This is a genomic window from Desulfonauticus autotrophicus (genome assembly GCF_055381725.1).
In genome coordinates this window covers 2,018,942-2,042,588 of record NZ_AP042395.1, presented here as the reverse complement: position 1 = coordinate 2,042,588, position 23,647 = coordinate 2,018,942, and the positions used below count along the sequence as shown (strand labels likewise).

Genomic DNA, 23,647 nt, shown 5'->3' with positions numbered 1-23,647 from the left:
AATGGAAAAGGTGTTTAAAGACGGCAAAGCAAAAATGCAAAAGGCTATCAAGGCCTTGGAACAAGAACTAGCCAAATTAAGAACAGGTAGAGCTTCCACCGGATTAGTAGAAGACCTGAAGGTAGATTATTATGGTACGCCCACTCCTTTAAATCAACTGGCCTCTATCTCCATTCCAGACAGCCGAACCATTGCCATTCAACCCTGGGATAGAAGTGCTTTTTCTGAGATAGAAAAGGCTATTTTAAAATCTGATTTGGGTCTTACTCCTGTAAATGACGGCAAGATTATTCGCATCAATCTACCTCCCCTTACTGAAGAAAGGCGTAAGGACCTGGTTAAATTAGCCAAAAAATACGGAGAAGAAAGCAAAATTGCTATTCGTAATATCAGACGTGAGCTTAATGAGACTCTCAAAAAAATGAAAAATAATAAAGAAATTACAGAAGACGATCTGCACAAGGGGCAAGAAGAAGTTCAAAAGCTCACCGATCAGTATATAGAAAAAATAGATAAAATAGTTTCTGCCAAAGAAACTGAAATTATGGAGATTTAAATACTAGCCAATATGCCATCCCTGAAGATTCCCACTCACCTGGCCATTATCATGGATGGTAATGGCAGGTGGGCTCAAAAAAAAGGCCTAAGTAGAACAGAAGGACATAAAGAGGGGGTAAAAAGGGTTAGAGAAATTATCTCTTCTACCTGTAAAAGGGGCATTCCTTATCTAACTCTCTATACCTTTTCCAAAGAGAACTGGAAAAGGCCCAAAAAAGAAGTCAAAACTCTTTTTACTCTTCTTACTGAACACTTACAAAAAGAAGAACCATCCTTACTAGAACAGGGAATACGGCTCAATGTGCTGGGAGAAATAGAGGGGCTTCCTCTGGTTACCAGAACTATAATTAAAAAAGTGATGAAAGCTACCCGCAATTGTCAAAAAATGATCCTCAACCTGGCGCTCAATTATTCAGGTAGGGATGAAATCATTCAGGCTGTAAAAAAAATCCTGGCCCAAAATATCTCTCCTGAAGAACTGACTCCTGAACTATTTTCTACCTATCTCTACACTCAGGGACAGCCTGATCCTGACCTCATTATTAGAACCAGTGGAGAAAAACGCCTTTCCAACTTTCTAATTTTTCAAAGTGCCTATGCTGAATTTTACTTTACTCCTGTACTCTGGCCAGATTTTGATACTGTAGAGTTGGACAAGGCTTTAGCTGACTTTAGCCAAAGAAAAAGGCGTTTTGGAGGACTTAATTCGTGCTAGCTTCTCATAAACAGCGTATCTTAACCGCTCTAGTTATCTTGCCCTTTTTGGCTCTGGTTTTATGGCAAAAGGGTATTTTTATCTCCTTAAGCATTTTACTGGTTTCTTTTTTGGCTCTCAATGAATTTTACTCTTTTTTCTGGCCTGGGAAAAAAAACTTTTCTTTAAGAATAACAGGAAATATCCTGGGCGCAGCCCTGATTTTAACCCCACTTTCTGTACTGGGAAATAATTTTGCCCTTCTTACTCTTTTATGTTTCTGGCTTTTGGCCCTTATTTTCCTCTTTGATTTTGGCTTTAAAGAAAGTTTGCAATTTCAAGACATAGCCTTAGTTTTCCTTTCTCTAATCTACATCCCTTTGGCTTTAAAACTTTTTGAAAACTTTTCCCGAACCGAAATACTCCTGGTACTTTTCTCTGCCTTTGCTTCTGACACAGGAGCCTATTATACTGGTTTACTCTGGGGAAAAAGAAAATCTGGCCCAAAGTAAGCCCTAAAAAAACCTGGATAGGAAGTATGGGCGGGCTAATATCCTGTATTTTGGTAAACCTCAGCTTTGGCCTTTTCCTGGAAAAACAAAACTTACCCTTTTATCTAGCTCTTGGTATTGCCCTAAACCTGGCTGCTCAATTGGGAGACTTTTTTGAATCCGCCCTTAAAAGAAAGTTAAACATAAAGGATTCTGGGACCTTACTGCCTGGACATGGAGGCATTCTGGACCGTATAGATTCACTTCTTTTTATCTTGCCCCTTTACTATCTTTTTAAGTATCTTAAACCATTTTTGGGTTAAAAAAAATGGAATATATCTCTTCCCTAGCCTTAAAAAATCCTGATTTTCCACGAAAACTGGTCATCCTGGGCTCCACTGGCTCCATTGGCCAAAGCACCCTTAAGGTGATTGCCAAGCATCAGGAAAAATTTTCTCTCCTGGCCCTGGCTGGAGCAAGAAATATTGAGCTTTTACTGGAACAGGCCCTTTGTTATCGCCCTAAATATCTGGGAGTACTGACTAAAGAGCTAGCTCAAAAGCTAAAAAAACTACTACCCAGTGATTATCATCCCCAAATCCTCTGGGGAGAGCAGGGTTATTTAGATCTGGCCCAATTAGAAGAAGCTGATTTTGTGCTTTCTGCTCTAGTGGGTGCAGCAGGTCTGGGGCCAACCTTAAAGGCTGTGGAAAAGGGAAAATCTGTCCTTATTGCCAATAAAGAATCTCTGGTCTTGGCAGGAGAACTTATTAGAAAACTGGCTAAAAAACAAAAAAGCGTAATCCTGCCCCTAGACTCAGAACATAACGCTATTTTTCAAGCAACCCAACCCCACTTTGAACAGGTCAAAAAAATTATTCTCACTGCTTCTGGAGGACCTTTCTGGAATTCCAGGTTAGATTTTAAACAAATTACTCCTAAACAGGCCCTCAAGCATCCCAACTGGTCCATGGGAGCAAAAATTTCCATAGACTCAGCTACCTTAATGAATAAAGGCTTAGAGGTTATCGAAGCCCATCACCTTTTTGGCTTGGAGTTATCTTCCATTGAAGTGGTCATTCATCCTCAAAGTCTCATTCACTCCTTAGTACTTTTTCAAGATGGCTCCCACCTGGCCCAACTGGGATTTCCTGACATGCAAATTCCCATTTCTTATGCTCTGGGCTATCCAAGGCGTCTGGAACTAACAGAGCAATGCAATCTGGATCTTACAAAATTTTCTCCCCTTACCTTTTACCCACCTGACTTAGAAAAATTTCCCTGCTTAAGATTAGCCCAGGAAGCCCTGCAAGCCGGTCAAAGCCACTGTGTGGTCTTGAATGCAGCCAATGAAATAGCTGTAGAACTTTTCCTAAAAGAAAAGATAAACTTTCAACACATTCCTCTTTTAATCGAAGAACTCTTGGCAAAACATCAATCTATGCCTATATCTTCTTTTGAAACCATCCTGAACCTGGATCAAGAAACCAGAATAAAAACTCTGGAAAGGGCAAAGGAACTAAAATGTTAAATAGCACACTGGCAGTAATTTTAGTCCTGGGACTGCTTATTTTTTTCCATGAGCTGGGACATTTTTTAATAGCTAGGCTCTTTAAAATAGGCGTAAGTATCTTTTCCCTTGGTTTTGGTCCTAAACTCTTAAGTTTTCAAAAGGGAAAAACCCAGTACAGGCTCTCAGCCATTCCTCTGGGCGGATATGTAAAACTGGTAGGAGAAAGTAAGGACCAGGCCATAGAGCCTCCTTTTGCTGCAGAGGAAAGTTTTGCCCTCCGACCTGCCTATCAAAAAATGCTGGTAGTTGTTGCTGGCCCACTTTTTAATCTCCTTCTGGCCTGGTTTATTTTCTGGGGTTTGTTTTTTGCTCAAGGAAAGGTCTACTTACTTCCCCAAATAGGCGAAGTGGTTCCCAATACTCCAGCTCAAGCAGCCGGCCTGCAAGCAGGAGACCTTATTTTAGAGGTAAATGGTCAAAAAATAGAGACCTGGAGCGAGTTGGTAGAAGCAGTGCAGGAAAGTGATACTGCTCAACTCACCTTAAAAGTTCAAAGAAACCAACAAATTCTAACCCTGCAGGCTAAAACCAAAGCCAAAACCCTAAAAAATATCTTTGGTGAAACCGTTGTTAAACCACAACTGGGCATTATTGCTGCTGATAACTTTTTTACGCAAAAACTATCCTTTTTTGCAGCAGCCCAGGAAGGACTCGTGCATACGGGAAGAATTATCAAACTAACCTGGTTGGGCATTGTAAAATTAATAGAGCGCATCTTACCTTTAGAAACCATAGGCGGTCCTCTGACCATTGCCAAATTGGTAAGTGATCAGGCGAAGCAGGGATGGGTAAATTTGCTCAATTTAACTGCCCTGCTTAGTATCAACCTGGGGCTCTTAAATCTTTTGCCCATACCCATTCTGGATGGAGGACACATCCTTTTTTACTCGCTAGAAATGATTATGCGCAGACCCTTAAGTGAGCGGATTCAACAAATAAGTCTCAAAATAGGGTTGGCCCTTTTACTCTTACTCATGGGAATAGCTATTTACAATGACCTCATGCGCATCTTCAAATAAGGTACTTATTTTAAACGGAGTAGAAGACTATCTTCAGATAATCCTGGGGGCAGGAGAAGAGGTTCTCTGGCACTGGCAGATAAAGCCAGTAAAGGGAAGTATGCCTGTACTTGCTCCTCACCTGGACTATCTCCTCAAAACCTTCCACCTTTCCTTATCTGACCTAAAGGCCATCTATGTTTTTACTGGTCCAGGTTCTTTTACTGGCCTAAGGCTTGTCTTTGCCCATGCCTATGGGCTTGCTCTAGCTGGCAATGTGCCCTTGCTAGGACTAAACTATTTTTTAAGTCTGGCTAGAAGCGTTCCTTTAAAACAAGTAAAGTGGGTTATCACTCACTCCAGACACCAAGAAGTTTATGCCCAACCCTTTGATAGCAATAATAATCCCCTTCTTGAACCTTCCACCTATACTCTGGAAGAGTTGAAGAATGCCCTCAAAAACTACCCTCAAGCCTTGCTTCTGGGTAGTGGTGTACGCAGAAATCCAGAAATAGCCACCTGGAAGGTACAAATCTTACCCCCTCAATATGACCTTCCCTGTGCTCAGGAAGTAGTAAAGTTAACTCAAGAACAAGATACCAGCCCTTTTAAAAAATTCCCCTTACCTCTTTACCTGCGCAAGTCCAATGCAGAAGAAAACTTAAACTCCATAGCGCAAAAACGGGGAATAGATTTTGAAGAAGCAAAAAAAATACTTGGCAAACCCTTAAAAGTTAGTCTAGACTAAACACATGTCTAAAAAACTAACTCCCAGTTTAGAAGATTATCTGGAGACCATTTTTCATCTGGAAAGCGCCAACCAACAGGCCAAAGCCAAAGATATTGCCAGTAGTTTAGGAGTAAAACGGGCTTCTGTAACCGGAGCCTTAAAAATTCTAGCTGAAAAAGGTCTTATCAATTACCAGCCTTACAGCAAAATCACCTTAACCCCAGAAGGCTTTAGACAGGCCAGCCGCATTGTCCATAGACACAAGGTAATTGCTGATTTTCTGGAAAACTTTCTGGGGCTGGATAAGGAAAAGGCTGAAGAAAATGCCTGTCGCCTGGAACACCACATAGACGACCTTACCTTAGAAAAGCTCATCCACTTTATAGAATTTATCCAGAACTGTCCTCGCACAGGTGAAACCTGGCTCAAAGCCCTAAAAAAACACTGCTCCAAGGTGGGAAATTGTCCTGCCTGTACTCCCTGTGTGGAAAAGGCCCTGGAGCAACTGCAAAAAAAATAGGGTTATTTTCTTTTTTAACTAAAGTTTTCTTCTTCCCGGTCGATAAGATAGACAAAGAAAAAGGGCAGGGAAGCCCAAAAAACTTCAAGGAGGAAGACTATGTCTTTGGTCGTTAATCACAACTTAATGGCAATGAATGCTGCCAGAAACCTCTCTACTGCTTACGGTAAGTTAGGGGTTTCTACCAGAAGGCTTTCTTCTGGGCTTAGAGTAAGTACTGCTGCGGATGACGCTGCTGGTCTGGCGATTCGTGAGCTTATGCGAGCAGATATTGCTGCCTTGAACCAGGGTATTCGTAATGCCAATGATGCCATCTCCCTTATCCAGACTGCTGATGGTGCCCTGCAGGTAATAGATGAAAAGCTCATTCGTATGAAAGAGCTGGCAGAGCAGGCAGCCACCGGTACCTATACTTCTGACCAGCGCTTGATTATTGACTCTGAGTATCAGGCCATGGCTTCAGAAATTACCCGAATTGCCAATGCCACAGACTTTAATGGCATTTATCTCTTAAATGGAAACCTCTCTGCAGGAACTTCCCATCTTGACCAATCTGCTTGGTACAATGACCACAATGGTGCTGGCTTAACTCCCACAGGTCCTTTAAAGGTACACTTTGGTACAGGTAATGATTCTGCAGAAGACTATTACTACATTGCCATTCAAACCGCCACAGCCTCTGCCTTTGGCCTGGGTAATAGTGCTGCTAGTACTGCTGCTGGTTATACCATCTCCACTCAAAGTGCTGCCCAAAATGCCCTTACTGCTATTCAAGACGCCATTGTTTCCAAGGATAGAATCAGGGCCTCTTTAGGTGCTTTACAAAACAGATTGCAAAACACCATTACCAACTTACAGATTCAGGCGGAGAACCTCCAGGCTGCAGAATCTCGTATCTCTGACGTGGACGTGGCCACAGAAATGACCGAATTCGTAAGACAACAGATTCTCACTCAATCTGCAGTAGCCATGCTGGCTCAGGCCAACAGCTTACCCAGAATGGCCTTGCAATTGATTTCTGGTTAATGTTTAAGTGCTTTCTTAGACTAAAAAAGGGTAGGCTCAGCCTACCCTTTTTTTAACTCAGGCATTCTTTTTGCATATTTTCCAGGCAAAAGGACTTTTTTGCCGGGGAAAAATGGTTGCAGAAACTGATTATCTCACTTCAGGACAAATCCACTTTACAGGTCTTGGCTCAGGCACAGATTTTGACACCATGATTAACAAGCTGGTGGAATTAGAAAGCCAGCACATTACTCGTTTACAAACCTGGAAACAATCCTGGCAGGATAAAATAACTGCCTTTCAAGAACTAAATATTGCCATGCTCAACCTGGAAAGCACCTTAAAGGGCATGGATTCCTTGCAAGAATTTTTTATCAAAACCACTGATACCACAGATAGTACTGTTTTAACTGCCAGTGCTTCCAGTTCAGCGCAGGTGGGCACTCACTCCATTGAAATCAACCAGCTGGCCCAAAATCATGTCCTGGTCAGTAAAAACTCCTTTGCCTCTGAAGATACTATCATCAATAATACCGGCGGAGACGAAACCTTAACTTATACTTACAATGGAGAAAATGTAACCCTTACCATTCCTGATGGGACAAGTCTTTCTACCCTGGTTAACCTGATTAACAACGACCCCAATAATCCGGGTATCAGGGCTTCTATTCTCAAAAAATCAGATAATACCTACCATCTACAGCTAAAAGGCCTGGATCTGGGCAGTAATTATAGCATCACTATTAGTAGTGGTCCCAGTAGTTTTGATTCAGATGCCTCTTCTAGCATAGACAACAGTGATTTTTTTGAAACTCAAAGTGCCCAAAACTCCCAGATTAAGGTAGATGGTTTTCCCAGTGATGGCACCTGGATTGAACGCAGTTCCAATACCCTGGATGATGTGATCACAGGGCTTACTCTGAACTTAAAAGATACAGGAACTGTTCAACTTACTGTAAGTAATGATACTTCGGCCATAAAAGAACAAATCGTTACCTTTGTGGACCAGGTAAATAGTATCTTAAGCATTATTCGGGAGCAAACCAAGGTAGATAATTCCACCGGAGAAGGCTCCCTACTTACTGGAAACTATGGCCTGCAAATCATTCAGCAAAAAATAAAAGATATCCTCTCCTCTAAAGGTATAGGTTTTGACCGCAATAGTGATACCTACACAGTACTTGCCAGCATAGGCATAACCACAGATGCCAATGAATCCTCTCCCACTCTGGGACAACTACTTCTAGATGAAAGCAAGTTGGATGAAGCCTTAAGCAATGACCCGCAAGCAGTAGCTGAAATTTTTAGTGCTGATTATGTACCTACTAGCTCCAGTTCTGATTTTCGCTATTATTCCCATATCTCTGGCATAACCCAGGGAGGAGTTTATACTGTCTCCTATACGGTGAGTGGAGGAGTGATTACTTCTGCTACCATAGACGGCAAAACAGCTAGTATTTCCAATAATATTCTCACCGCTACCGAAGGAGATGCCAAGGGTCTAGCCATTCAGGTGGACAATCTTACAGATGGCACCTATAGCGGAACCCTGCGCTTAAAATACGGTAAAATTTTGGAATTAAGGGACAGCCTAGATGAACTAACAGACTCTGATACAGGCCCCCTGAATGTGCTGGAAGACAATTATAATGAAATCATTGAAGATATAGACGAAAAAATTGCCTGGGAACAAAAACGAATTGAGCGCTATGAAAGCGACCTGCGAGATAGATTTGCCCGTTTAGAAGAATTACTGGGCTACTACAATCAACTGGATACTCAACTATCTTCCCAAATCAAATCCTTAGGTAGTGGAAGTAGTTCTTAAGGAGGAACACCCAAAATGCAACTAGCTCAAAACTATCTTAAAGTTCAGGTAAATACCACTTCCCAAGAAGAACTGGTGGTGCTAATCTTTGAAGCTGCAATCAAATACCTGGAACAAGCCAAGGAAAAAATAAAAGAAAAGGATTATGCCCAGAAGGGAATTTTAATCTCCAAGGCCTTGGATTGTATAGCTGAGCTAGATTCCAGTTTAAATATGGAAAAGGGGGAGAAATAGCCAAAAACCTTCACGCCCTTTATTTTTACTGTCAAAGTAAACTCCTTATGGCCAACCTAAAGCTAGACTGCCAGGTCATTGATGAGGTCATTGGTATTTTGCGCAAAATAGGCTCTGCCTTTGCAGAAATTACCCAATCTAGCTAATTCTTTTCTTGTGTTTTTTTTCTCTTACTTGCCTTTTTAAAGCCAACAGCCTATCTAGGTTTTATATCTTTTTAGCTGGTAACTTATGTCCTACTTATTACAATTTTATCTCTTAATTGACCCCTTGCTTATTTTCTTCTTTAGAATTCCTAAAATCCCCATTCTGGGCTTTTACCTGGGCAATGGGGTGCTAAGCCTTATCTGTGTACTTCTAGGCGAAATAACCATGGTCTTAATTTATCGCTACAATAAATCCTATTTTGACCAATTAAACCAGGAAATGCTCCAAAACCACACCCTATCCATCAAGGCAATTCTATTTAAAAGTAAAGAGCACTACAAAGCTGCCAACACCCTGGCCAACGAAGCCTTTGGAAAAACCTTTTTTGCCAGCTTAGCCCTTTTTGCTTCTTCTCTCTGGCCTATTCCCTTTGCTTTGGGCTGGCTTAGTTTTCGTTTTAATGAAGTAACCTTTCCCCTTTGGCCCACTTCTTTTGAATTGGGATATGTGGGAGTATTTATTCCCATCTATATTTTAATCCGAATGCTCTTGGGAAAAGTGAAAAAAAGATTTCCTGGTTGCAAATTGGAGACAGCAGCCTAGAGGAAGAGGAAATTCTCTCCTGGCAAGACTTACATAAAAAAAGTGAGGAAAAATAAATGCGTTTGGGCGAATACTCTTTTCAAGAATTTATTGAAGTCGTCAGAAAGTTTCATGGTAGTCCTGCTCCAGGCATACTTTTAGGTGGAGTTATGTTGGAAGTGGGTAAGAAACTTCTTCCTCCCAAAACCATTTTTGACGTTATCTGTGAAACCCCCAAGTGTCTCCCTGATGCTGTGCAACTCCTTACTTTATGTACCATTGGTAATGGCTGGTTAAAGATTTTTAACTTAGGCCGCTATGCCCTTACCCTCTATGACAAATATGAAGGTACAGGAGTCAGAGTATATGTAGATAGCGAGAAATTAGACCAGGCACCTGCCTTAAGGGATTGGTTTTTAAAACTGGTTCCCAAAAAAGAACAATCCTTGAGCCAGATTCTGGAAGAAATAAGGGAAAAAGGAGAAAACATTCTATCCACTACCGAGGTAAAGGTTAATTTAAATCTGGTCAGCAAAAGTAAGCGCTCTCAAATAGGTATTTGTCCCTTATGTAAAGAAGCCTATCCTCTAAAGGACGGCTCCATTTGCCGTGCCTGTCAGGGAGAAAGTCCTTATCTGGATACAGAAATTAGTACTCCTCAGTTAAAAACCATTCCAGCCCATAAGGCCCTGGGCAAACCCTTAACTCACGACCTTACCCAAATAATCCCGGGCCAAAGCAAAGGAGCAGTCTTTAAAAAAGGAGATATTCTCAGTGCTGGCAATCTCTGTCGACTCCAGCAAATGGGCAAGGAACATCTCTACGAACCCTTAGATGATAATCAAAATTTTATCCATGAAAACGAAGTAGCAGAAGCCTTTGCCCAAAAAATGGCTGGACCTGGAGTAAGTTATGACCTTCCTCCCAAAGAGGGAAAAATAAACTTTAAAGCCAGTAGGGATGGACTCTTTGTAGTAGATAGGGAGAGACTTGTTTCCTTTAACCTGGTGCCAGAAGTAATGTGTTCCTGCAGGCAAAACTACTCCCTGGTCAAAAAAGATGGGCTCCTGGCTGGCACCAGAGCTATTCCTCTTTATCTGGCAAAAAAGTATTTTCTCCAGGCCTTAAGTTTTTTGGATACTCCTCTTTTTAAGGTACTGCCTCTACCAGAAAAAAAAGTAGGGCTTCTCATTACTGGCAATGAGGTCTTTTATGGACACATAGAAGATAAATTTGAACCCATTATTACCAATAAGGTTGAAACCCTGGGAAGCAAGGTCATAGCCACTGTAAAAAGCCCGGACAATACTAAAGAAATAAAAGACGCTGTTCACTTGCTCCTGGAGAAAGGGGCAGACCTTGTCATTACCACAGCGGGGCTTTCTGTAGACCCGGATGATGTCACCCGCAAAGGGCTAATAGAAGCTGGGTTAAAAAATTACCTCTATGGAGCACCCATTTTGCCAGGAGCCATGACCCTTATAGGGGAAATAGGCCAGGCAAAAGTGCTGGGCGTGCCAGCTTGTGCCCTTTATTTCCAGAGGACCAGCTTAGACCTTATTTTACCCAGACTTATTGCTGGAGTTAACATTCAACGCAAAGACCTGGCTGAAATGGCTGAAGGCGGACTTTGCCTTAATTGCAAGCAATGCACTTTTCCCAAGTGTTATTTTGGTAAATAGCCCTCCTAATCCTTCTCCAATAACCCAAATCTCCTAACCCACCTGGTTTCTTAAGAAGAGGTGGGTTTCCTTTTATTTTTTTCTTTAACTTGACTTAAAAACTACTCTTTTTTAGTTTTAAAACCAGAATAACCAATAAAGGGAGATCCTACATGGAACTGAGTAAAAAATTCCTGGTTACGGTAAGTGAAGATTATTCCAAACTTTATGGAGTAAAATTTTTAGCCAGTTTTTTAACCAACCTCAAAAACATCTTCATTGACCTTATCTACATCGCTCCCAACCCCAAAAAAAATCACCCCCAAAACGGTAGTGAAGCTCTCATTACACATAATTTAAAAGAAAGTTATCAGAAAAAAGGCCAAGAGGCTTTAAATACAGCTCTAGACTACCTCGTTAACCACAATTTTAAAAAAGAACATATAAAAACTATCTTTAAGTATCAAAGTTATTCTACAGCAGAAGATTTAATTTATGAAGCCCATAAGGGGTTATATGATGCGTTAGTCTTAGGCAATAGAGGCCTTTCCTTTTTAGAAGAAAAAATATTTGGAAGTGTAACCAAAAACATTTTAAAGGCTAAAATAGATTTTCCAGTCTGGGTCTGTAGAGAGCCTCAAATCAAAAATAGAGATGTAGTTATTTGTGTAGATGGAAGTAGAGAAAGTTATTGTGTAGCTGACCATGTGGGATTTGTTCTAAATGACCAGCCAGAGCACAAGATATACCTTCTCCATATCTTAGATAAAGATAGTAAAGATCCCTATCAACTATTTAAAAAAGCAGAAGAAGAGATTACTGGCAATGGCTTTCCTCGTACCCACATTGAAAGCAAAATACTCCAAGGAAAAGATGTGTGTTCCCTTATTTTAAATTTTGCAAAAGAGAAAAAAGCTGGGGTGGTAGCTTTAGGTAAAAGCGATTCGGAAGAAAAAATTTTTAGTTTATTCTTCAAAAGTAATTCAGTCTCTTCCGAAATATTCAAACGCTTTGAACATATGGCCTTGTGGATGTGTAAATAAACTAAATATATCCCTTCAAGTCAGACCAAAGGAGGCCCAAAAGCTCGTAAAAAAGCCTCTCGCTTTTTTGCACTCCCTTATAAGAGGGAAAATACTCCCAGAGGGTATAATTGGAAGTTTTTCTCGTTAGGTAAGGACTGGGCGAGGGAATGGGATTAAGGCCTTCTTTTTGAAAAAGTAAAAGAGCTCTTTGCATATGGGTAGCTGAAGTAACCAGGACAAAATTTTTACCCTTTAATAAGCGCTTCAAATTTAAAACTTCTTCTCTCGTATCTAAAGAAGTTTCTTCCACTAAAATATCTGTAGCAGGCACTCCTAACAACACAGCCACTTCTTTCATTACCTGGGCATTGCTCTTTTGGTCCTTTATTTTACCCCCAGAATAAATCAATTTAGCCCCTGGGAACATCTTTTTCAATCTAATGCTTTCAATAACCCTAGGTAAAGTCAAGGGCTGGAGCTCAGAATTGGGAGGCAAAAATTCATTACTATCATGCCCTCCGCCTAAAACCACAATATAGCTAATGGGTTCTTTAGGGATTTCATTTAAAGGTAAATAGCGATGTTCAAAGGGATAAAGTACCTGATCCATAAAAGGTTCAGAAGAAACTAAAAATAAAAAAACTGCACCAAAAACTACAAACCCAATCCCATAGTTTCTTTTTTCTTATTTTTATAGCAGATATAGACACCTAAAAGTATAAATTCCAGGGCCAAAGGCAAAGGGAAAAGCAGACGCGAAATTATTTTTTTTAAATAAAAGGCAACCAAAATTTACTCCCTTTTTATTTTGCTTTGTTGTAAAAGGACAAAATCCGCCAGCACCAACAAAACCATTGCCTCCAATACTGGAACTATCCTGGGAATAGCTGAAATATCATGCCTTCCACCAATACGAATCTCTACCTCTTCTCCCTGCTGATTGATGGTTTTCTGGGGTTTGGCAATAGACGGAATGGGTTTTACCGCTGCTCTTAAAACCAAAGGTTGGCCAGAAGAGATTCCTCCCAAAATACCTCCGGCCTGGTTGCTTAAAAAGCCTTCTTTACTCAAAGGGTCATTATTTTCACTGCCCAAAAGCCTGGCTGCTTCAAATCCACTTCCTATTTCCACTCCTTTTACAGCTCCAACTCCCATGAGGGCATAGGCCAATCTGGCATCCAGCTTGTCAAAAACAGGCTCTCCCAAACCTGCAGGCACATTTTCCACCACTATTTCCACTATTCCACCCAGCGTATCTCCGGCCTTACGCACCTCTTTTATCCTTTGCTCCCACAGGGAAATAACTTCCGTTTCAGGGGCAAAAAAAGGCCTGCTTTTAGATCCCCTTATATCTTCTCTTTGAGCTCTAATTCCTCCTAACTCCAGAGTATAGCTAAAAATTTCTATCCCTAAAGTTTTTAAAAAGGTCCTGGCAATAGCTCCTCCTACTACCCTGGAAACAGTTTCTCTACCTGAAGCCCTGCCACCACCTCGATAGTCTCGAATCCCGTATTTCCGGGCATAGGTAAAATCAGCATGCCCTGGTCTATAGATATCCTTTAGGAAACCATAATCTTTTGAACGCATATCTTCATTGGCAATATAAAAACCAATGGCAGTACCAGTGGTTTTACCCTCAAAAACCCCGGAAAGCAGTTTAACCTTATCCCCTTCTTTCCTCTTGGTAGCCGCTATACCCTGCCCAGGACGACGCAAGTCCAAATCCCTTTGAATTATTTCTTCACTAAGTTCTATTCCTGGAGGGCAACCTTCTACTACACCGCCCAGGCCCGGGCCATGAGATTCTCCAAAAGTAGTTAACCTAAAAATTCTGCCAAAGGTATCTCCACTCATTTTCTGACCTTATTTAAAATCTCATTTACAATTAGTTCTAAATTTTTATTTCCATCTATAATTTCAGTAGCACAGTCAAGATAAAATTTTTCCCTTTCCTGCAAAACTGTTTCTATTTCCTTTTCTAAAGACAGGTTGGTTAAAGGAGGCCTGTTGGTTAAGGCCTTTTTATGGCCAAGCCTCTTTAATACTTCTTTAACACTTACCTCTAAATAAAATACCCATTTTTTCTGTTTTAAAAAAGCTCTATTTTCCTTTTTTAAAATAATTCCACCACCAGTAGCTATTACAGTATTAGTCAAATTACCAGTTAAGTAAAGCACTTCTGTTTCCAGAAGACGAAAATAGTCCCAGCCCTTTTCTTCTACCAGTTGAGTAATATTTTTCCCCTCTTTTCAACGATGAGCTCATCAGTATCCAGAAAAGCAAACTCTAAATTTTGAGCCAACAATTTACCCACCGTGGTTTTTCCACTTCCCCTGGGGCCTATTAGATAAATGTTTTCCTCTGCTTTTATTTTTGCGCCCATTTTAGCTCCCACTCAGCAAGTTCTTCAGGAGTTAAAGAAGGGCTTGCATACAAGCCTTTTTTTCTCTTTGCCTGAAGGCTTCATACAAGATAATGGCTGCAGCTACAGAAACATTAAAACTTTGCACCATGCCCACCATGGGGATATAAAGCTCATGGGGCACAAGTTTAATTAAGGCTTCTTCCACGCCCCTGTGTTCATTACCCAAAATAACTGCCGTAGGTTTACTAAAATCCCAATCCTGCACCCTAAGAGCTGTAGAAGAAAAACCAGTTCTAACCAAGGTAAATCCCTGACTTTGTAAAGATTCAACCATGTCTCTGGCCTCTTTGTGCCGAATACACTCCACCCATTTTTTGGCTGAAGCAGAAGACTTTTTACCCAGTACAGGAAAGGCTTCTTTTGAATAGTAAAGATGTACCCAGCCCACGCCAAAGGCATCACAACTTCTCAAAATAGCCGAAACATTGTGAGGGTCATGAATATTGTTCAGGATTAAAGTAAGTTCCTTTTGTCTTTTGCTTAAAACCTGCCTGATTTTCTCCCTTCTTTTCTCTGTAAGAGTCTCCACTGGTCTAAACAAGGCTAACTCTCCTCCTTAATTATTCTCCATTTTTTAAAGCATAGAGAAGATATTCCTGGTTCCCTTTAGGGCCTTTGATTTTAGAAGGGACCGTACCTCTAACTTCCAGTCCCAGTTCTTCTACCTTAAGACATATCTCTGTAAGCACTTGCTGTTGCTTGTCCCAGGAAGTCACCACTCCCTTTTTAGTTTCGCCTTTGCCTACTTCAAACTGGGGCTTAATCAGAGCAACTACTTCTCCTTTGGCCTTTAAAAACTTCAATGCTGCAGGAAGGACCAGCTTTAAACTGATAAAGGAACAATCTATGGTCAAAAAATCTACCTTTTCAGGCAAAAGTTCTGGCTCGGCATAACGAATGTTTATCTTTTCCAGATTAATCACCCTGGGATCCTGGCGCAATTTATAATCCAGTTGTCCTTCCCCCACATCCAGGGCATAGACCTTTTGGGCTCCGTGTTGTAAAAGACAATCTGTAAATCCTCCAGTAGAAGCTCCCACATCCAGGCACACCTTATCCTTTAACTGTAACTTAAAGTGCTCAATGGCAGTTAAAAGTTTATAGCCCCCTCGACTCACAAAGCGCTCTTTTTCTTTGAGTTTAAATTCTGTTTCTTCTAAATAGGCACTGCCAGGCTTTTCCACCAAATACCAGTGTCCCTCTCTTTGAAAGAAAACCTGGCCAGCCATAATAAGCCTTTTGGCCTTTTCTCTAGAATCCACCAGTTTTTTTCGCACCAAAAGAATATCTGCCCGCTCTTTTCTTTTTTTGCTAGCCAACCCCTTCCTCCAATTTACATCTTGCTTTCCCCAGGCGTTAGTTCTATTATTCTTTTTACCTCAAACCAAAGGAGTAGTAAGTAAAAGTGAATGAGCTTCCTGTAAAAGTCAAATTTTTATCCCCTCTTTGTACCCCTCAAAACTTAACCTATGCTACAGAACACTCCGCCGGGCTAGACCTTAGGGCCTGTATCTCAGAAAAAGAACTGTGGATAGCTCCTGGGAAAAAGAAAAAAATTCCCACTGGCATTGCCATAGAAATAACTCAAAAGAATATAGCTGGCTTTATCTTCTCCCGTAGTGGTCTAGGGACCAAAGAAGGACTGGTGGTAACCCAGGGAGTGGGCGTGGTGGACCCAGATTATAGAGGGGAAATCTTTGTCTCTCTTTACAACTTAAGCTCTACTCCCCAAAAAATAGAACAAGGTCAGCGCATAGCCCAGCTTATTTTCCTGCCTTTTTTTAGAGCCAAGCTTATTCCTGCTGATACCCTGGCTGAAACTAAAAGAGGGGCAGGAGGTTTTGGACATACTGGCAAACAATAACTACCCCCCACTAACACTATGGATTCCTTTTTAGCCATTTTAAATACAGTTTTACCTGTGTTTTTACTGATTTTTCTGGGTTATGGATTAAAAAAAGTGGGTTTAATCTCTGAAACTTTTTTGCAAGAAGGCAACAAAGTTATCTACTATGTTTTCTTACCCCTGCTTATCTTTTATAAAATAGCTCTAGCTGACTTTAAAACCAGCTTTAATCCCTATCTGGTTTTAGCCTCTTATCTGGCCTTAATCCTTTGTTTTCTAGCTTTTATGCATATACCTAACAAATCCCCGGCCCTAAAGGGTACTTTTGTTATGTCTTCTCTACGGGGGAATTTGGCGTACATTGGACTTTCTGTAATCTATCAAGCCTACGGAGATAAAGGGCTCCTGATTGGCAGTGTTTTAATGGGATTTCTGGCTCCTCTGCTCAATTTAATCTCTGTGCTAGCCTTTGCCTTTCGCAAAGACATTCAGGTCTCTATTAAACATATTATAGTCAAAGAAATCTTACTCAATCCTCTTATTTTAGCTTCTTTTTTGGGTATTGCCTTTAGTTTGTGGGAAATAAAACTTCCTATTCTTATTGACAGGACCATAGCTCTTTCCTCTGGACTTACTTTACCTCTGGCTTTAATCTCCATAGGTGGCACTTTTACCTTTGAAAAGATAAAGGGAAATTTAAAAATACTTGTGCTCTCTACTGGCTGTAAGCTTTTCTTCTTACCTTTGTTAACCTATCTTTGCCTTTTACTTTTTCCTATAGAACCTCTAGAAAAGGCTGTGGCCCTAATTTTAGCTGCCACTCCCACTGCCATTGCCACCTATGTAATGGCTCAGGAGTTAAAAGGAGATTTACACCTGGCCAGAAGTCTGGTTATGCTAACGACACTTCTCTCTATTTTTAGTTTCACTTTATATCTTTTTTTACTGCAAAAATATCTTTTCTAGGAGAGAAATATGAAGAGTTTACAAGAATTTCAACAAAAGGAAAAAGAGTTGTTAATGCCCACCTATGCCAGATATCCCCTGGCCATTGAGCGGGGAGATGGATATTTTCTCTATGATTTTGAAGGAAAAAGGTACTATGACTTTTTGGCAGGAATTGCTGTTTGTATTCTGGGACACAATCATCCAGCCATAAATCAAACCCTAGCCAGACAGAGCCAAAAACTTATCCATGTAAGCAATCTCTTTTTTCAGGAAGAGCAGCTAAAATTAGCTGAAAAATTACAAAAATACTCAGGCCAAAGAAAAATCTTCTTTTGTAATTCAGGTGCAGAAGCCAACGAAGGTGCCATAAAACTGGTTCGGCGTTATTTTCAAAGAATAAAAAAAGAAGAACGCTACGAAATTATCACCTTTAGCAACTCCTTTCATGGCAGGACTCTGGCCACCCTTACGGCTACAGGGCAAGATAAAGTAAAAGATGGTTTTGCCCCTTTACCTGCAGGCTTTAAAACCATTCCCTTCAACGAAGTACAGGCCCTAGAAGAGCACTGCACTTCTAAGACTGCTGCTATCATGCTGGAGGTGATTCAAGGAGAAGGAGGAGTTAATCCCTTAAGTCCTGAATTTGCCTTGCAAATTAAAGAAATTTGTAAACAAAAAGACTTATTACTGATTATAGACGAAGTACAAACAGGCATAGGCAGGACAGGCAAGTTCTGGGCTCATGAACATTTTGCTCTGGAGCCAGACATTATTACCACGGCCAAGGGCTTAGGAGGAGGGCTGCCCATAGGCGCAGTTCTGGCCAAAGAGGAAGTAGCTCAGGCCTTTACTCCTGGCTCCCATGGAACCACCTTTGGTGGAAATGCCCTGGCTTGTGCTGTAAGTACTACGGTTTTAGAAGTATTAGAAAGGGAAAACTTAGTGGAAAATACCCAAAAATTGGGAGATTATTTTTACATCAAAGGGGAAAGCTTACTTCAAAAATATCCTCAAAAAATAAAAAATATCAAGGGAAAGGGCCTGATGCTTGGCATTGAATTGCAAGAAGAAGGAAAAAAAATCTGGCAGTCCCTTTTAAACAAAGGCTTTATAACCAACCTTACTCAAGATAAAATTCTACGCCTTTTGCCTCCCTTAACCATAGACCAAAAGGCAGTGGATGCATTTTTCTTGGCTTTGGAAGAAAGTTTTAAGGAATAATGGAAACTCGTTTAAAAGAAAATACTTTTGACCTGGTGGTCATTGGAGGAGGAGCCACTGGTTGTGGCCTGGCCCTGGATGCTGCCACTCGTGGTCTTAAAACCCTGTTGCTGGAAAAAGAAGACTTTGCTTCAGGCACCAGCAGTAAAAGCAGCAAACTCTTACACGGTGGGGTCAGATATTTAGAGCAGGCCATAAGACATCGGGACAAAGGCCAGTATCAGTTAGTAAAGGAAGCCTTAAAAGAGCGCTTTTTACTCTTACAAAATGCCCCTCATCTCTGTCACTCTTTAACCTTTATTGTCCCCCTTTATAGATGGAAAGACCTACCTTACCTCTTTACCGGGCTTTGCCTCTATGATTTTATTGCCAAGGATAAATCCCTGGGTAGAACCAAACTTATTTCAGCCCACACCACCTACCAAATTTTTCCTTTCTTAAAAGAAAAAAACTAAAAGCAGGTCTAATCTACTATGACGGCCAGTTTAATGACTTTAGGCTGGCTATCTCTCTGGTAAAAAGTGCCAATAAATATGGGGCTACTCTCTTAAATTACGCTGAAGTGCAAGATTTCATCCTGCACCAGGGGAAAATTAAAGGAGTAGTATTTGTAGATAAGTTAACTGGAAAAACCCTGGAAGTAAAAGCCAAGGTAGTTATCAACGCTACAGGACCCTGGCTGGATAAAATAAGGAAACTGGCTAATCCCGGGGCTGAAGACCTCTTAATTCACTCCAAAGGCTCTCACCTAGTTTTTAAACTACCGGTAAAAGACCCCTATGCCCTTTTAATTCCCAGAACAAAAGATAATCGGGTCATTTTTCTTTTACCCTGGTTTAATCAACATTACCTTCTGGGCACCACAGATATTCAATCTTCTTTAGAAGACCCCTTAAAACCAAGTAAGAAAGAAATAGATTATCTCTTACAATATTTTCACCTCTACTTTGACTACCCCCTGGAAGTGAAACACCTTACCTCTTCCTGGGCAGGCCTAAGACCCCTTTTAAAAAACAATTCCAGTAAGGACACTGCTTCTTTGAGTAGAGAGCACTACATTGAAATCATGGAGAATAATTTAGTAAGTATTGCAGGTGGTAAGTGGACGACCTTTCGCAAAATGGCCCAGGAAACCTTAGACCTGGCCTTAAGCAAATTTAATCTAACTGCTAAAAAATGCCTTACTTCTCAAATCAAACTCTTTGGCAGTGAGACCTTTGACCAAGCCTTTAAACAAAACTTTCTGGCTCAAAAAGAACTAGCCCCTGACATCTTAAACCACTTACTAAATACCTATGGAGATAGAGCCTATAAAGTCCTGGAGTTAGCTAAAAACCTAAACCTTACAGAAAGAATCCTAGAGGGTTTTCCCTATATCCTGGCTGAAGTGGTTTATTGTTTAGAAGAAGAATATGTATTTAATTTTCTGGATTTTTTGGCCAGAAGAATTGATTTGGCAGAAATAAATGTGGAAAAAAGTATTCTGGCTATAGAAAAAATCCAGGATATATTTTGTACAAAACTCAATTGGGATAGAAAAACCCTGGAAGAAAATAAAAAACAGGCCATAACCCAATTAAAAAATTTTACTTTTTAAAGAAAGGAAACACGCAAATGAAAATAATCGCCCACAGAGGAGCTTCCTTTTATGCCCCGGAAAACACCTGGGCTGCTTTTAACCTGGCGATAACTCAACAGGTAGACGGAATAGAAATGGATGTACACCTAACTAAAGATAAAAAAATAGTAGTCATACATGACCTTAACACTGATAGAACTGGTAGTGAAAGCCACATTATAGAAGATAGCTCTTATGAAGTGTTAAAAGACATAGATGTTGGTAGCTGGTATGGAACAGAATTTAATACGGAAAAAATACCTCTTTTAGAAGAGGTTTTAAACAAAATACCTCAAAACCTAGAGCTTTACATAGAAATAAAAAGTGATTTAAAGATAATTGACCCTCTTTTAGAGCTAATCCACAAATACCCAGAACAAAAAAATAGATTGGTTTTATTTAGCTTTAACTTAGAAGTGGTTAGTACCCTAAAAAAATATCTTCCAGACCATACCCTCTTGTGGATAGTTGAATATGGCTATAACCATGCCTTAAGTAAAAATATGTACCAAGAGACCATTACCAAGGTGGAAAAGGCGCATTTAGATGGTCTTTCTACTCTGGCAGACTTACGACACTGTCAAAACTTGGCTCCAGAAATAATAAAAAGGCAGTGGATTTTTAATGTCTGGACAGTGGACAATCCTGCCCTGGCCCGAAAATTAAAGGAACTGGGAGTGACTTCTCTTTCCACCAACAGGCCAGATTGGATTATAAAGGCCTTAAAAAGTTAACTACTCCTTTTTATGACTAAAATAAAGATTTATTAAGGCCAGGGTAGAGGTAAAGACAATCATCAAAAAGGAAATGGCGTTAATAACTGGCGTACTTCCATCTCTTACCTGCAAGTAAAGATTTATGGGCAAGGTAGGTTCAGAGCCTACCAGAAAAAGGGTAGTATTGAAGTTTTCAAAACTCATTAAAAAGGCCACTGCTCCAGAACCAATAAGAGAAGGTTTTAAATATCTTAAGGTAATGTGCCATATTACCTGCCAGCGGTTAGCTCCCAAATTTAAAGCAGCCTCTTCCAGAGTTCAATCAAATTTTTTCAACCTGGCTGACACCACCAGCACCACAAAGGTGGTAATAAAAGAAAACTGACCCAGCACCACCAGCCAGAAACCAGGGGCCAAAAGGGACACATCCCAACCCAAATGATTCTCCAAAAACACACCCAGGCCATTGCTGGCCAATAAAATGGAAATACCCAAAATAACCCCGGGAATTACCAGAGGAGCAAGGGTCAACATATACAGGGCTTGCTTGAATCTAAAATTCTCCTGTTCAAAAAGAAAAGCTCCCATGGTGCCTACGACTAAGGAGAAAAAACTTACGACCAGAGCAGTCTTGATACTTACCCAAATACTTCTAAGGTTATTGCTGTCATAAAAAATACCCACTCTATCTGGGCCCTTGGCCAAAAACCAATCCAGAGAAAACCCCTTCCAGGGCAAACTGGGAAAGTCAGAATTATTAAAGGCGAGTACACAGGTAATTAGAAGTGGAGCAAAGAGAAAAATATAAAAAAGCACAATGTATAGTTTAAACAAAAAGGAATAGCTTTTACTGTGGGGAAGAGTTCTAATCATTGCACTACCTTGGTCAAATTTTGTCTAGTTAATTTCAGGCCTATCCAGATAATCAAGCTGGATAAAGCTAAAAGCAAAAAGCCAAAAGCTGCACCCTGATTCCAGTTAAAACTGGCAATAAACTGGGTATAAATCTGTTCAGTAAACCAAAGAGAGCTTTTACCCCCAATCAGATTGGGAGTAAGATAATTGCCCAAAGTAAGCATAAAAACCACTATAGCGCCAGAAGTAAGGCCTGGCTTGGAATGAGGTAAAATAATTTTGGTCAGAATGGTCCAGGAAGAAGCCCCTAAATCATAGGCAGCTTCAATTAAACTATCATCTAAACTCTCCAGAACTGAAAGCAAAGGCACCACCAGAAAGAGCATGGAGGTGTAAACCAGGACCATGACCATGGAAATGTCGTTATACAACATTTCCACAGGCTTAGAAATTAGTCCCAGTTGTAACAAAAAGTGGTTTATAACCCCACTTTCCCGCAGTAAAATCATCCAGCCATAGACCCGAACCAACTCACTTACCCAAAAGGGCATGAGTAATAATACAGCTAAAAAGCCACTAAAGCGAGGATTGGCCACCTTGGTAATAAAAAAAGCCACAGGAAAGGCAATAATAGCGGTTATACAGGTAACCAGGATAGAATAAATGGCTGTGCGCACAAAAGTCAGCCAATAAATGGGCTCAGAAAAAAATTCTTATAATTGGCAAGACTCCAGGAAGTATTACCCACCCAATCCTCAGTGCGCAAGGACATTAAAAACAGCTCAATATGAGGAACCACAATGAGCAAAAATAACCACAAAAACACTGGAATAAAAAATACATAAAAGCCAAGTTTTTTCCCTGCCACCTGGGATTCTCCTTAAGAAAAGGCTAGGCTGTCCTCATAAAACCAGCCAATGTTTAAGTCATCTCCGGGCTTAAGATGAGCAAACTTTTTATTTTGGGGCAAGGCAACCATTATTTCTGGTCCTGCAGGTAAAAGGCAGAGCAATTTAGAATTGGCTCCATCAAAAAGGATATCCTTTATCTTTACCTTTAACCTGTTAACCTTGCTCAAATTTTCCTCAGGCTCCAACAAAAAGCTTTCTGGTCGAATAAATACACTTATTTTTTTACCCAAGCGATAGGAGCCAGCCCTTACCCAGAACTCATGACCATAGGCAGAAACCAGAACCATTTCCCCTTCTTTTTTAAGCATCTCTCCTTCTAAGGCGTTGTTGTCTCCTACAAACTTAGCTACAAAGGCAGTCTTGGGGCTGCGGTACAAATTTTGAGGAGTATCTATTTGTTCAAATCTGCCCTTATTCATTACGGCCACAAAATCAGACATAACCAGAGCTTCTGACTGGTCATGGGTAATGTAGACAAAAGTAGTGCCCACTTCTGCCTGAAGCTTCTTTAATTCTACTTTCATCTGCTCTCTTAGCTTCAAATCCAAAGCGCCCAGGGGCTCATCTAAAAGTAATACCGAAGGTTCTAAAACCAGAGCTCTGGCAATGGCTACCCTTTGTTTTTGTCCTCCGGAAAGTTCATTGATTTTTTTCTTCTCAAAACCAGACAATCCCACCCTGGCTAAAATATCTTTTACTTTGGCTTCAATAACCTTTTTCTCTACCTTTCTTCTCTTCAGTCCAAAGGCTATATTTTCAAACACATTCATCATGGGAAAAAGAGCTAAATTCTGAAAAACCAGATTCACGGGCCTTTGATTGGGCGGAATGCCATTAACCAGCTTCTGCCTGATGTAAATCTGGCCCTCTGTAGGTTCTAAAAATCCAGCAATCATTCTCAGCAAAGTTGTTTTACCACATCCAGAAGGGCCTAAAATGGAAAAAAAATTCCCAGAAACCACCTCAAAGGAAACTTCATCTACAGCCTTAAATGTCCCAAAAACCTTGCTTACCTTTTCTACTTTAAGATCAACTACCATAAGAACCTCAATAAAGGCCCT

General features: G+C 40.5%; 22 protein-coding genes and 5 pseudogenes. 19 read left to right on the top strand and 8 right to left on the bottom strand.

Annotation, left to right across the window (positions count from 1 at the left end):
* Position 1: 1 nt before the first annotated feature.
* The 13 genes and pseudogenes from frr to ACZ42F_RS11535 all read left to right on the top strand — a co-directional run bounded on the left by frr (position 2) and on the right by ACZ42F_RS11535 (position 12,064).
* Complete coding sequence (gene frr / locus ACZ42F_RS11595; protein WP_464279103.1) at positions 2-556, top strand: ribosome recycling factor; 555 nt, start codon at positions 2-4, stop codon at positions 554-556.
* 12 nt (positions 557-568) lie between these two features.
* On the top strand, positions 569-1,273 hold the full coding sequence (locus ACZ42F_RS11590) for an isoprenyl transferase (RefSeq protein ID WP_464279102.1): 705 nt from the start codon (positions 569-571) through the stop codon (positions 1,271-1,273).
* Positions 1,267-2,066: pseudogene (locus ACZ42F_RS11585) on the top strand (phosphatidate cytidylyltransferase). Before ACZ42F_RS11590 ends, ACZ42F_RS11585 begins: the two are co-directional and overlap by 7 nt.
* A gap of 5 nt (positions 2,067-2,071) precedes the next feature.
* Positions 2,072-3,274 (top strand): 1-deoxy-D-xylulose-5-phosphate reductoisomerase, encoded by a 1,203-nt coding sequence (gene dxr, locus ACZ42F_RS11580; protein ID WP_464279101.1) that lies wholly within the window; start codon positions 2,072-2,074, stop codon positions 3,272-3,274.
* Positions 3,268-4,335, top strand: a complete 1,068-nt coding sequence (gene rseP, locus ACZ42F_RS11575; RefSeq protein ID WP_464279100.1) for an RIP metalloprotease RseP — start codon at positions 3,268-3,270, stop codon at positions 4,333-4,335. Before dxr ends, rseP begins: the two co-directional genes overlap by 7 nt.
* Complete coding sequence (gene tsaB / locus ACZ42F_RS11570; RefSeq protein ID WP_464279099.1) at positions 4,310-5,062, top strand: tRNA (adenosine(37)-N6)-threonylcarbamoyltransferase complex dimerization subunit type 1 TsaB; 753 nt, start codon at positions 4,310-4,312, stop codon at positions 5,060-5,062. The genes rseP and tsaB overlap by 26 nt, the downstream gene beginning before the upstream one ends.
* 4 nt (positions 5,063-5,066) lie before the next feature.
* A complete protein-coding gene (locus ACZ42F_RS11565) occupies positions 5,067-5,564 on the top strand; it encodes a metal-dependent transcriptional regulator (RefSeq protein ID WP_029968749.1) in 498 nt (165 codons plus the stop codon).
* A gap of 99 nt (positions 5,565-5,663) precedes the next feature.
* Positions 5,664-6,590 (top strand): flagellin N-terminal helical domain-containing protein, encoded by a 927-nt coding sequence (locus tag ACZ42F_RS11560; protein WP_464279098.1) that lies wholly within the window; start codon positions 5,664-5,666, stop codon positions 6,588-6,590.
* A 112-nt stretch (positions 6,591-6,702) separates the two neighbouring features.
* Positions 6,703-8,397 carry a flagellar filament capping protein FliD gene (gene fliD / locus ACZ42F_RS11555; protein ID WP_464279097.1) on the top strand — a complete coding sequence of 565 codons (1,695 nt, stop codon included), beginning with the start codon at positions 6,703-6,705 and terminating at the stop codon, positions 8,395-8,397.
* Positions 8,398-8,412: 15 nt separating this feature from the next.
* Positions 8,413-8,777: pseudogene (gene fliS / locus ACZ42F_RS11550) on the top strand (flagellar export chaperone FliS).
* 85 nt (positions 8,778-8,862) lie between these two features.
* Positions 8,863-9,381, top strand: a complete 519-nt coding sequence (locus tag ACZ42F_RS11545) for a hypothetical protein (protein ID WP_464279096.1) — start codon at positions 8,863-8,865, stop codon at positions 9,379-9,381.
* A gap of 56 nt (positions 9,382-9,437) precedes the next feature.
* Entirely contained in the window at positions 9,438-11,042 is a 1,605-nt protein-coding gene (locus tag ACZ42F_RS11540; protein ID WP_464279095.1) for an FmdE family protein, read from the top strand.
* A 152-nt stretch (positions 11,043-11,194) separates the two neighbouring features.
* Positions 11,195-12,064, top strand: coding sequence for a universal stress protein (locus ACZ42F_RS11535; protein ID WP_464279094.1), 870 nt, complete (start codon positions 11,195-11,197; stop codon positions 12,062-12,064).
* Between the two features lies 1 nt (position 12,065).
* On the opposite strand, the gene ACZ42F_RS11530 is transcribed toward ACZ42F_RS11535, so the two are convergent.
* The 5 genes and pseudogenes from ACZ42F_RS11530 to ACZ42F_RS11510 all read right to left on the bottom strand — a co-directional run bounded on the left by ACZ42F_RS11530 (position 12,066) and on the right by ACZ42F_RS11510 (position 15,790).
* Complete coding sequence (locus ACZ42F_RS11530; protein WP_464279093.1) at positions 12,066-12,656, bottom strand: ElyC/SanA/YdcF family protein; 591 nt, start codon at positions 12,654-12,656, stop codon at positions 12,066-12,068.
* A gap of 182 nt (positions 12,657-12,838) precedes the next feature.
* Positions 12,839-13,900 carry a chorismate synthase gene (gene aroC, locus ACZ42F_RS11525; protein WP_464279092.1) on the bottom strand — a complete coding sequence of 354 codons (1,062 nt, stop codon included), beginning with the start codon at positions 13,898-13,900 and terminating at the stop codon, positions 12,839-12,841.
* A pseudogene (gene aroL / locus ACZ42F_RS11520) lies at positions 13,897-14,429 on the bottom strand (shikimate kinase AroL). The gene aroC and the pseudogene aroL overlap by 4 nt, the downstream one beginning before the upstream one ends.
* 31 nt (positions 14,430-14,460) lie before the next feature.
* Positions 14,461-15,012, bottom strand: coding sequence for a TrmH family RNA methyltransferase (locus ACZ42F_RS11515; RefSeq protein WP_464279091.1), 552 nt, complete (start codon positions 15,010-15,012; stop codon positions 14,461-14,463).
* A gap of 19 nt (positions 15,013-15,031) precedes the next feature.
* The gene (locus ACZ42F_RS11510; protein ID WP_464279090.1) at positions 15,032-15,790 is read right to left on the bottom strand and encodes a TlyA family RNA methyltransferase; all 759 of its coding nucleotides are present in this window, start codon (positions 15,788-15,790) and stop codon (positions 15,032-15,034) included.
* An 86-nt stretch (positions 15,791-15,876) separates the two neighbouring features.
* Between ACZ42F_RS11510 and dut the strand changes: the two genes are divergently transcribed.
* From dut to ACZ42F_RS11480, 6 genes are read left to right on the top strand one after another with little or no spacing between them, the layout of a single operon-like run.
* Positions 15,877-16,335, top strand: coding sequence for a dUTP diphosphatase (gene dut, locus ACZ42F_RS11505; RefSeq protein WP_464279089.1), 459 nt, complete (start codon positions 15,877-15,879; stop codon positions 16,333-16,335).
* A gap of 18 nt (positions 16,336-16,353) precedes the next feature.
* The gene (locus ACZ42F_RS11500) at positions 16,354-17,283 is read left to right on the top strand and encodes an AEC family transporter (protein WP_464279088.1); all 930 of its coding nucleotides are present in this window, start codon (positions 16,354-16,356) and stop codon (positions 17,281-17,283) included.
* 9 nt (positions 17,284-17,292) lie between these two features.
* Positions 17,293-18,486 carry an acetylornithine/succinylornithine family transaminase gene (locus ACZ42F_RS11495; protein WP_464279087.1) on the top strand — a complete coding sequence of 398 codons (1,194 nt, stop codon included), beginning with the start codon at positions 17,293-17,295 and terminating at the stop codon, positions 18,484-18,486.
* Positions 18,486-18,941, top strand: a complete 456-nt coding sequence (locus tag ACZ42F_RS11490) for an FAD-dependent oxidoreductase (protein ID WP_464279086.1) — start codon at positions 18,486-18,488, stop codon at positions 18,939-18,941. The genes ACZ42F_RS11495 and ACZ42F_RS11490 overlap by 1 nt, the downstream gene beginning before the upstream one ends.
* An 11-nt stretch (positions 18,942-18,952) precedes the next feature.
* The gene (locus ACZ42F_RS11485; protein ID WP_464280261.1) at positions 18,953-20,083 is read left to right on the top strand and encodes a glycerol-3-phosphate dehydrogenase/oxidase; all 1,131 of its coding nucleotides are present in this window, start codon (positions 18,953-18,955) and stop codon (positions 20,081-20,083) included.
* Positions 20,084-20,100: 17 nt separating this feature from the next.
* Complete coding sequence (locus tag ACZ42F_RS11480; protein ID WP_464279085.1) at positions 20,101-20,838, top strand: glycerophosphodiester phosphodiesterase; 738 nt, start codon at positions 20,101-20,103, stop codon at positions 20,836-20,838.
* Here ACZ42F_RS11480 and ACZ42F_RS11475 read toward each other — a convergent pair.
* The 3 genes and pseudogenes from ACZ42F_RS11475 to ACZ42F_RS11465 all read right to left on the bottom strand — a co-directional run bounded on the left by ACZ42F_RS11475 (position 20,839) and on the right by ACZ42F_RS11465 (position 23,626).
* Positions 20,839-21,693 (bottom strand): annotated as a pseudogene (locus ACZ42F_RS11475) (ABC transporter permease).
* A pseudogene (locus ACZ42F_RS11470) lies at positions 21,690-22,543 on the bottom strand (ABC transporter permease). The pseudogenes ACZ42F_RS11475 and ACZ42F_RS11470 overlap by 4 nt, the downstream one beginning before the upstream one ends.
* A gap of 12 nt (positions 22,544-22,555) precedes the next feature.
* A complete protein-coding gene (locus tag ACZ42F_RS11465; RefSeq protein WP_029967397.1) occupies positions 22,556-23,626 on the bottom strand; it encodes an ABC transporter ATP-binding protein in 1,071 nt (356 codons plus the stop codon).
* Positions 23,627-23,647 lie beyond the last annotated feature (21 nt).

What these genes read in the sequence shown, in the direction of transcription:
- frr (WP_464279103.1), top strand. Translation starts at nt 2, where the DNA reads ATGGAAAAGGTGTTTAAAGACGGCAAAGCAAAAATGCAAAAGGCTATC.
- ACZ42F_RS11590 (WP_464279102.1), top strand. Translation starts at nt 569, where the DNA reads ATGCCATCCCTGAAGATTCCCACTCACCTGGCCATTATCATGGATGGT.
- dxr (WP_464279101.1), top strand. Translation starts at nt 2,072, where the DNA reads ATGGAATATATCTCTTCCCTAGCCTTAAAAAATCCTGATTTTCCACGA.
- rseP (WP_464279100.1), top strand. Translation starts at nt 3,268, where the DNA reads ATGTTAAATAGCACACTGGCAGTAATTTTAGTCCTGGGACTGCTTATT.
- tsaB (WP_464279099.1), top strand. Translation starts at nt 4,310, where the DNA reads ATGACCTCATGCGCATCTTCAAATAAGGTACTTATTTTAAACGGAGTA.
- ACZ42F_RS11565 (WP_029968749.1), top strand. Translation starts at nt 5,067, where the DNA reads ATGTCTAAAAAACTAACTCCCAGTTTAGAAGATTATCTGGAGACCATT.
- ACZ42F_RS11560 (WP_464279098.1), top strand. Translation starts at nt 5,664, where the DNA reads ATGTCTTTGGTCGTTAATCACAACTTAATGGCAATGAATGCTGCCAGA.
- fliD (WP_464279097.1), top strand. Translation starts at nt 6,703, where the DNA reads ATGGTTGCAGAAACTGATTATCTCACTTCAGGACAAATCCACTTTACA.
- ACZ42F_RS11545 (WP_464279096.1), top strand. Translation starts at nt 8,863, where the DNA reads ATGTCCTACTTATTACAATTTTATCTCTTAATTGACCCCTTGCTTATT.
- ACZ42F_RS11540 (WP_464279095.1), top strand. Translation starts at nt 9,438, where the DNA reads ATGCGTTTGGGCGAATACTCTTTTCAAGAATTTATTGAAGTCGTCAGA.
- ACZ42F_RS11535 (WP_464279094.1), top strand. Translation starts at nt 11,195, where the DNA reads ATGGAACTGAGTAAAAAATTCCTGGTTACGGTAAGTGAAGATTATTCC.
- ACZ42F_RS11530 (WP_464279093.1), bottom strand. Translation starts at nt 12,656, where the DNA reads ATGGATCAGGTACTTTATCCCTTTGAACATCGCTATTTACCTTTAAAT.
- aroC (WP_464279092.1), bottom strand. Translation starts at nt 13,900, where the DNA reads ATGAGTGGAGATACCTTTGGCAGAATTTTTAGGTTAACTACTTTTGGA.
- ACZ42F_RS11500 (WP_464279088.1), top strand. Translation starts at nt 16,354, where the DNA reads ATGGATTCCTTTTTAGCCATTTTAAATACAGTTTTACCTGTGTTTTTA.
- ACZ42F_RS11495 (WP_464279087.1), top strand. Translation starts at nt 17,293, where the DNA reads ATGAAGAGTTTACAAGAATTTCAACAAAAGGAAAAAGAGTTGTTAATG.
- ACZ42F_RS11490 (WP_464279086.1), top strand. Translation starts at nt 18,486, where the DNA reads ATGGAAACTCGTTTAAAAGAAAATACTTTTGACCTGGTGGTCATTGGA.
- ACZ42F_RS11480 (WP_464279085.1), top strand. Translation starts at nt 20,101, where the DNA reads ATGAAAATAATCGCCCACAGAGGAGCTTCCTTTTATGCCCCGGAAAAC.
- ACZ42F_RS11465 (WP_029967397.1), bottom strand. Translation starts at nt 23,626, where the DNA reads ATGGTAGTTGATCTTAAAGTAGAAAAGGTAAGCAAGGTTTTTGGGACA.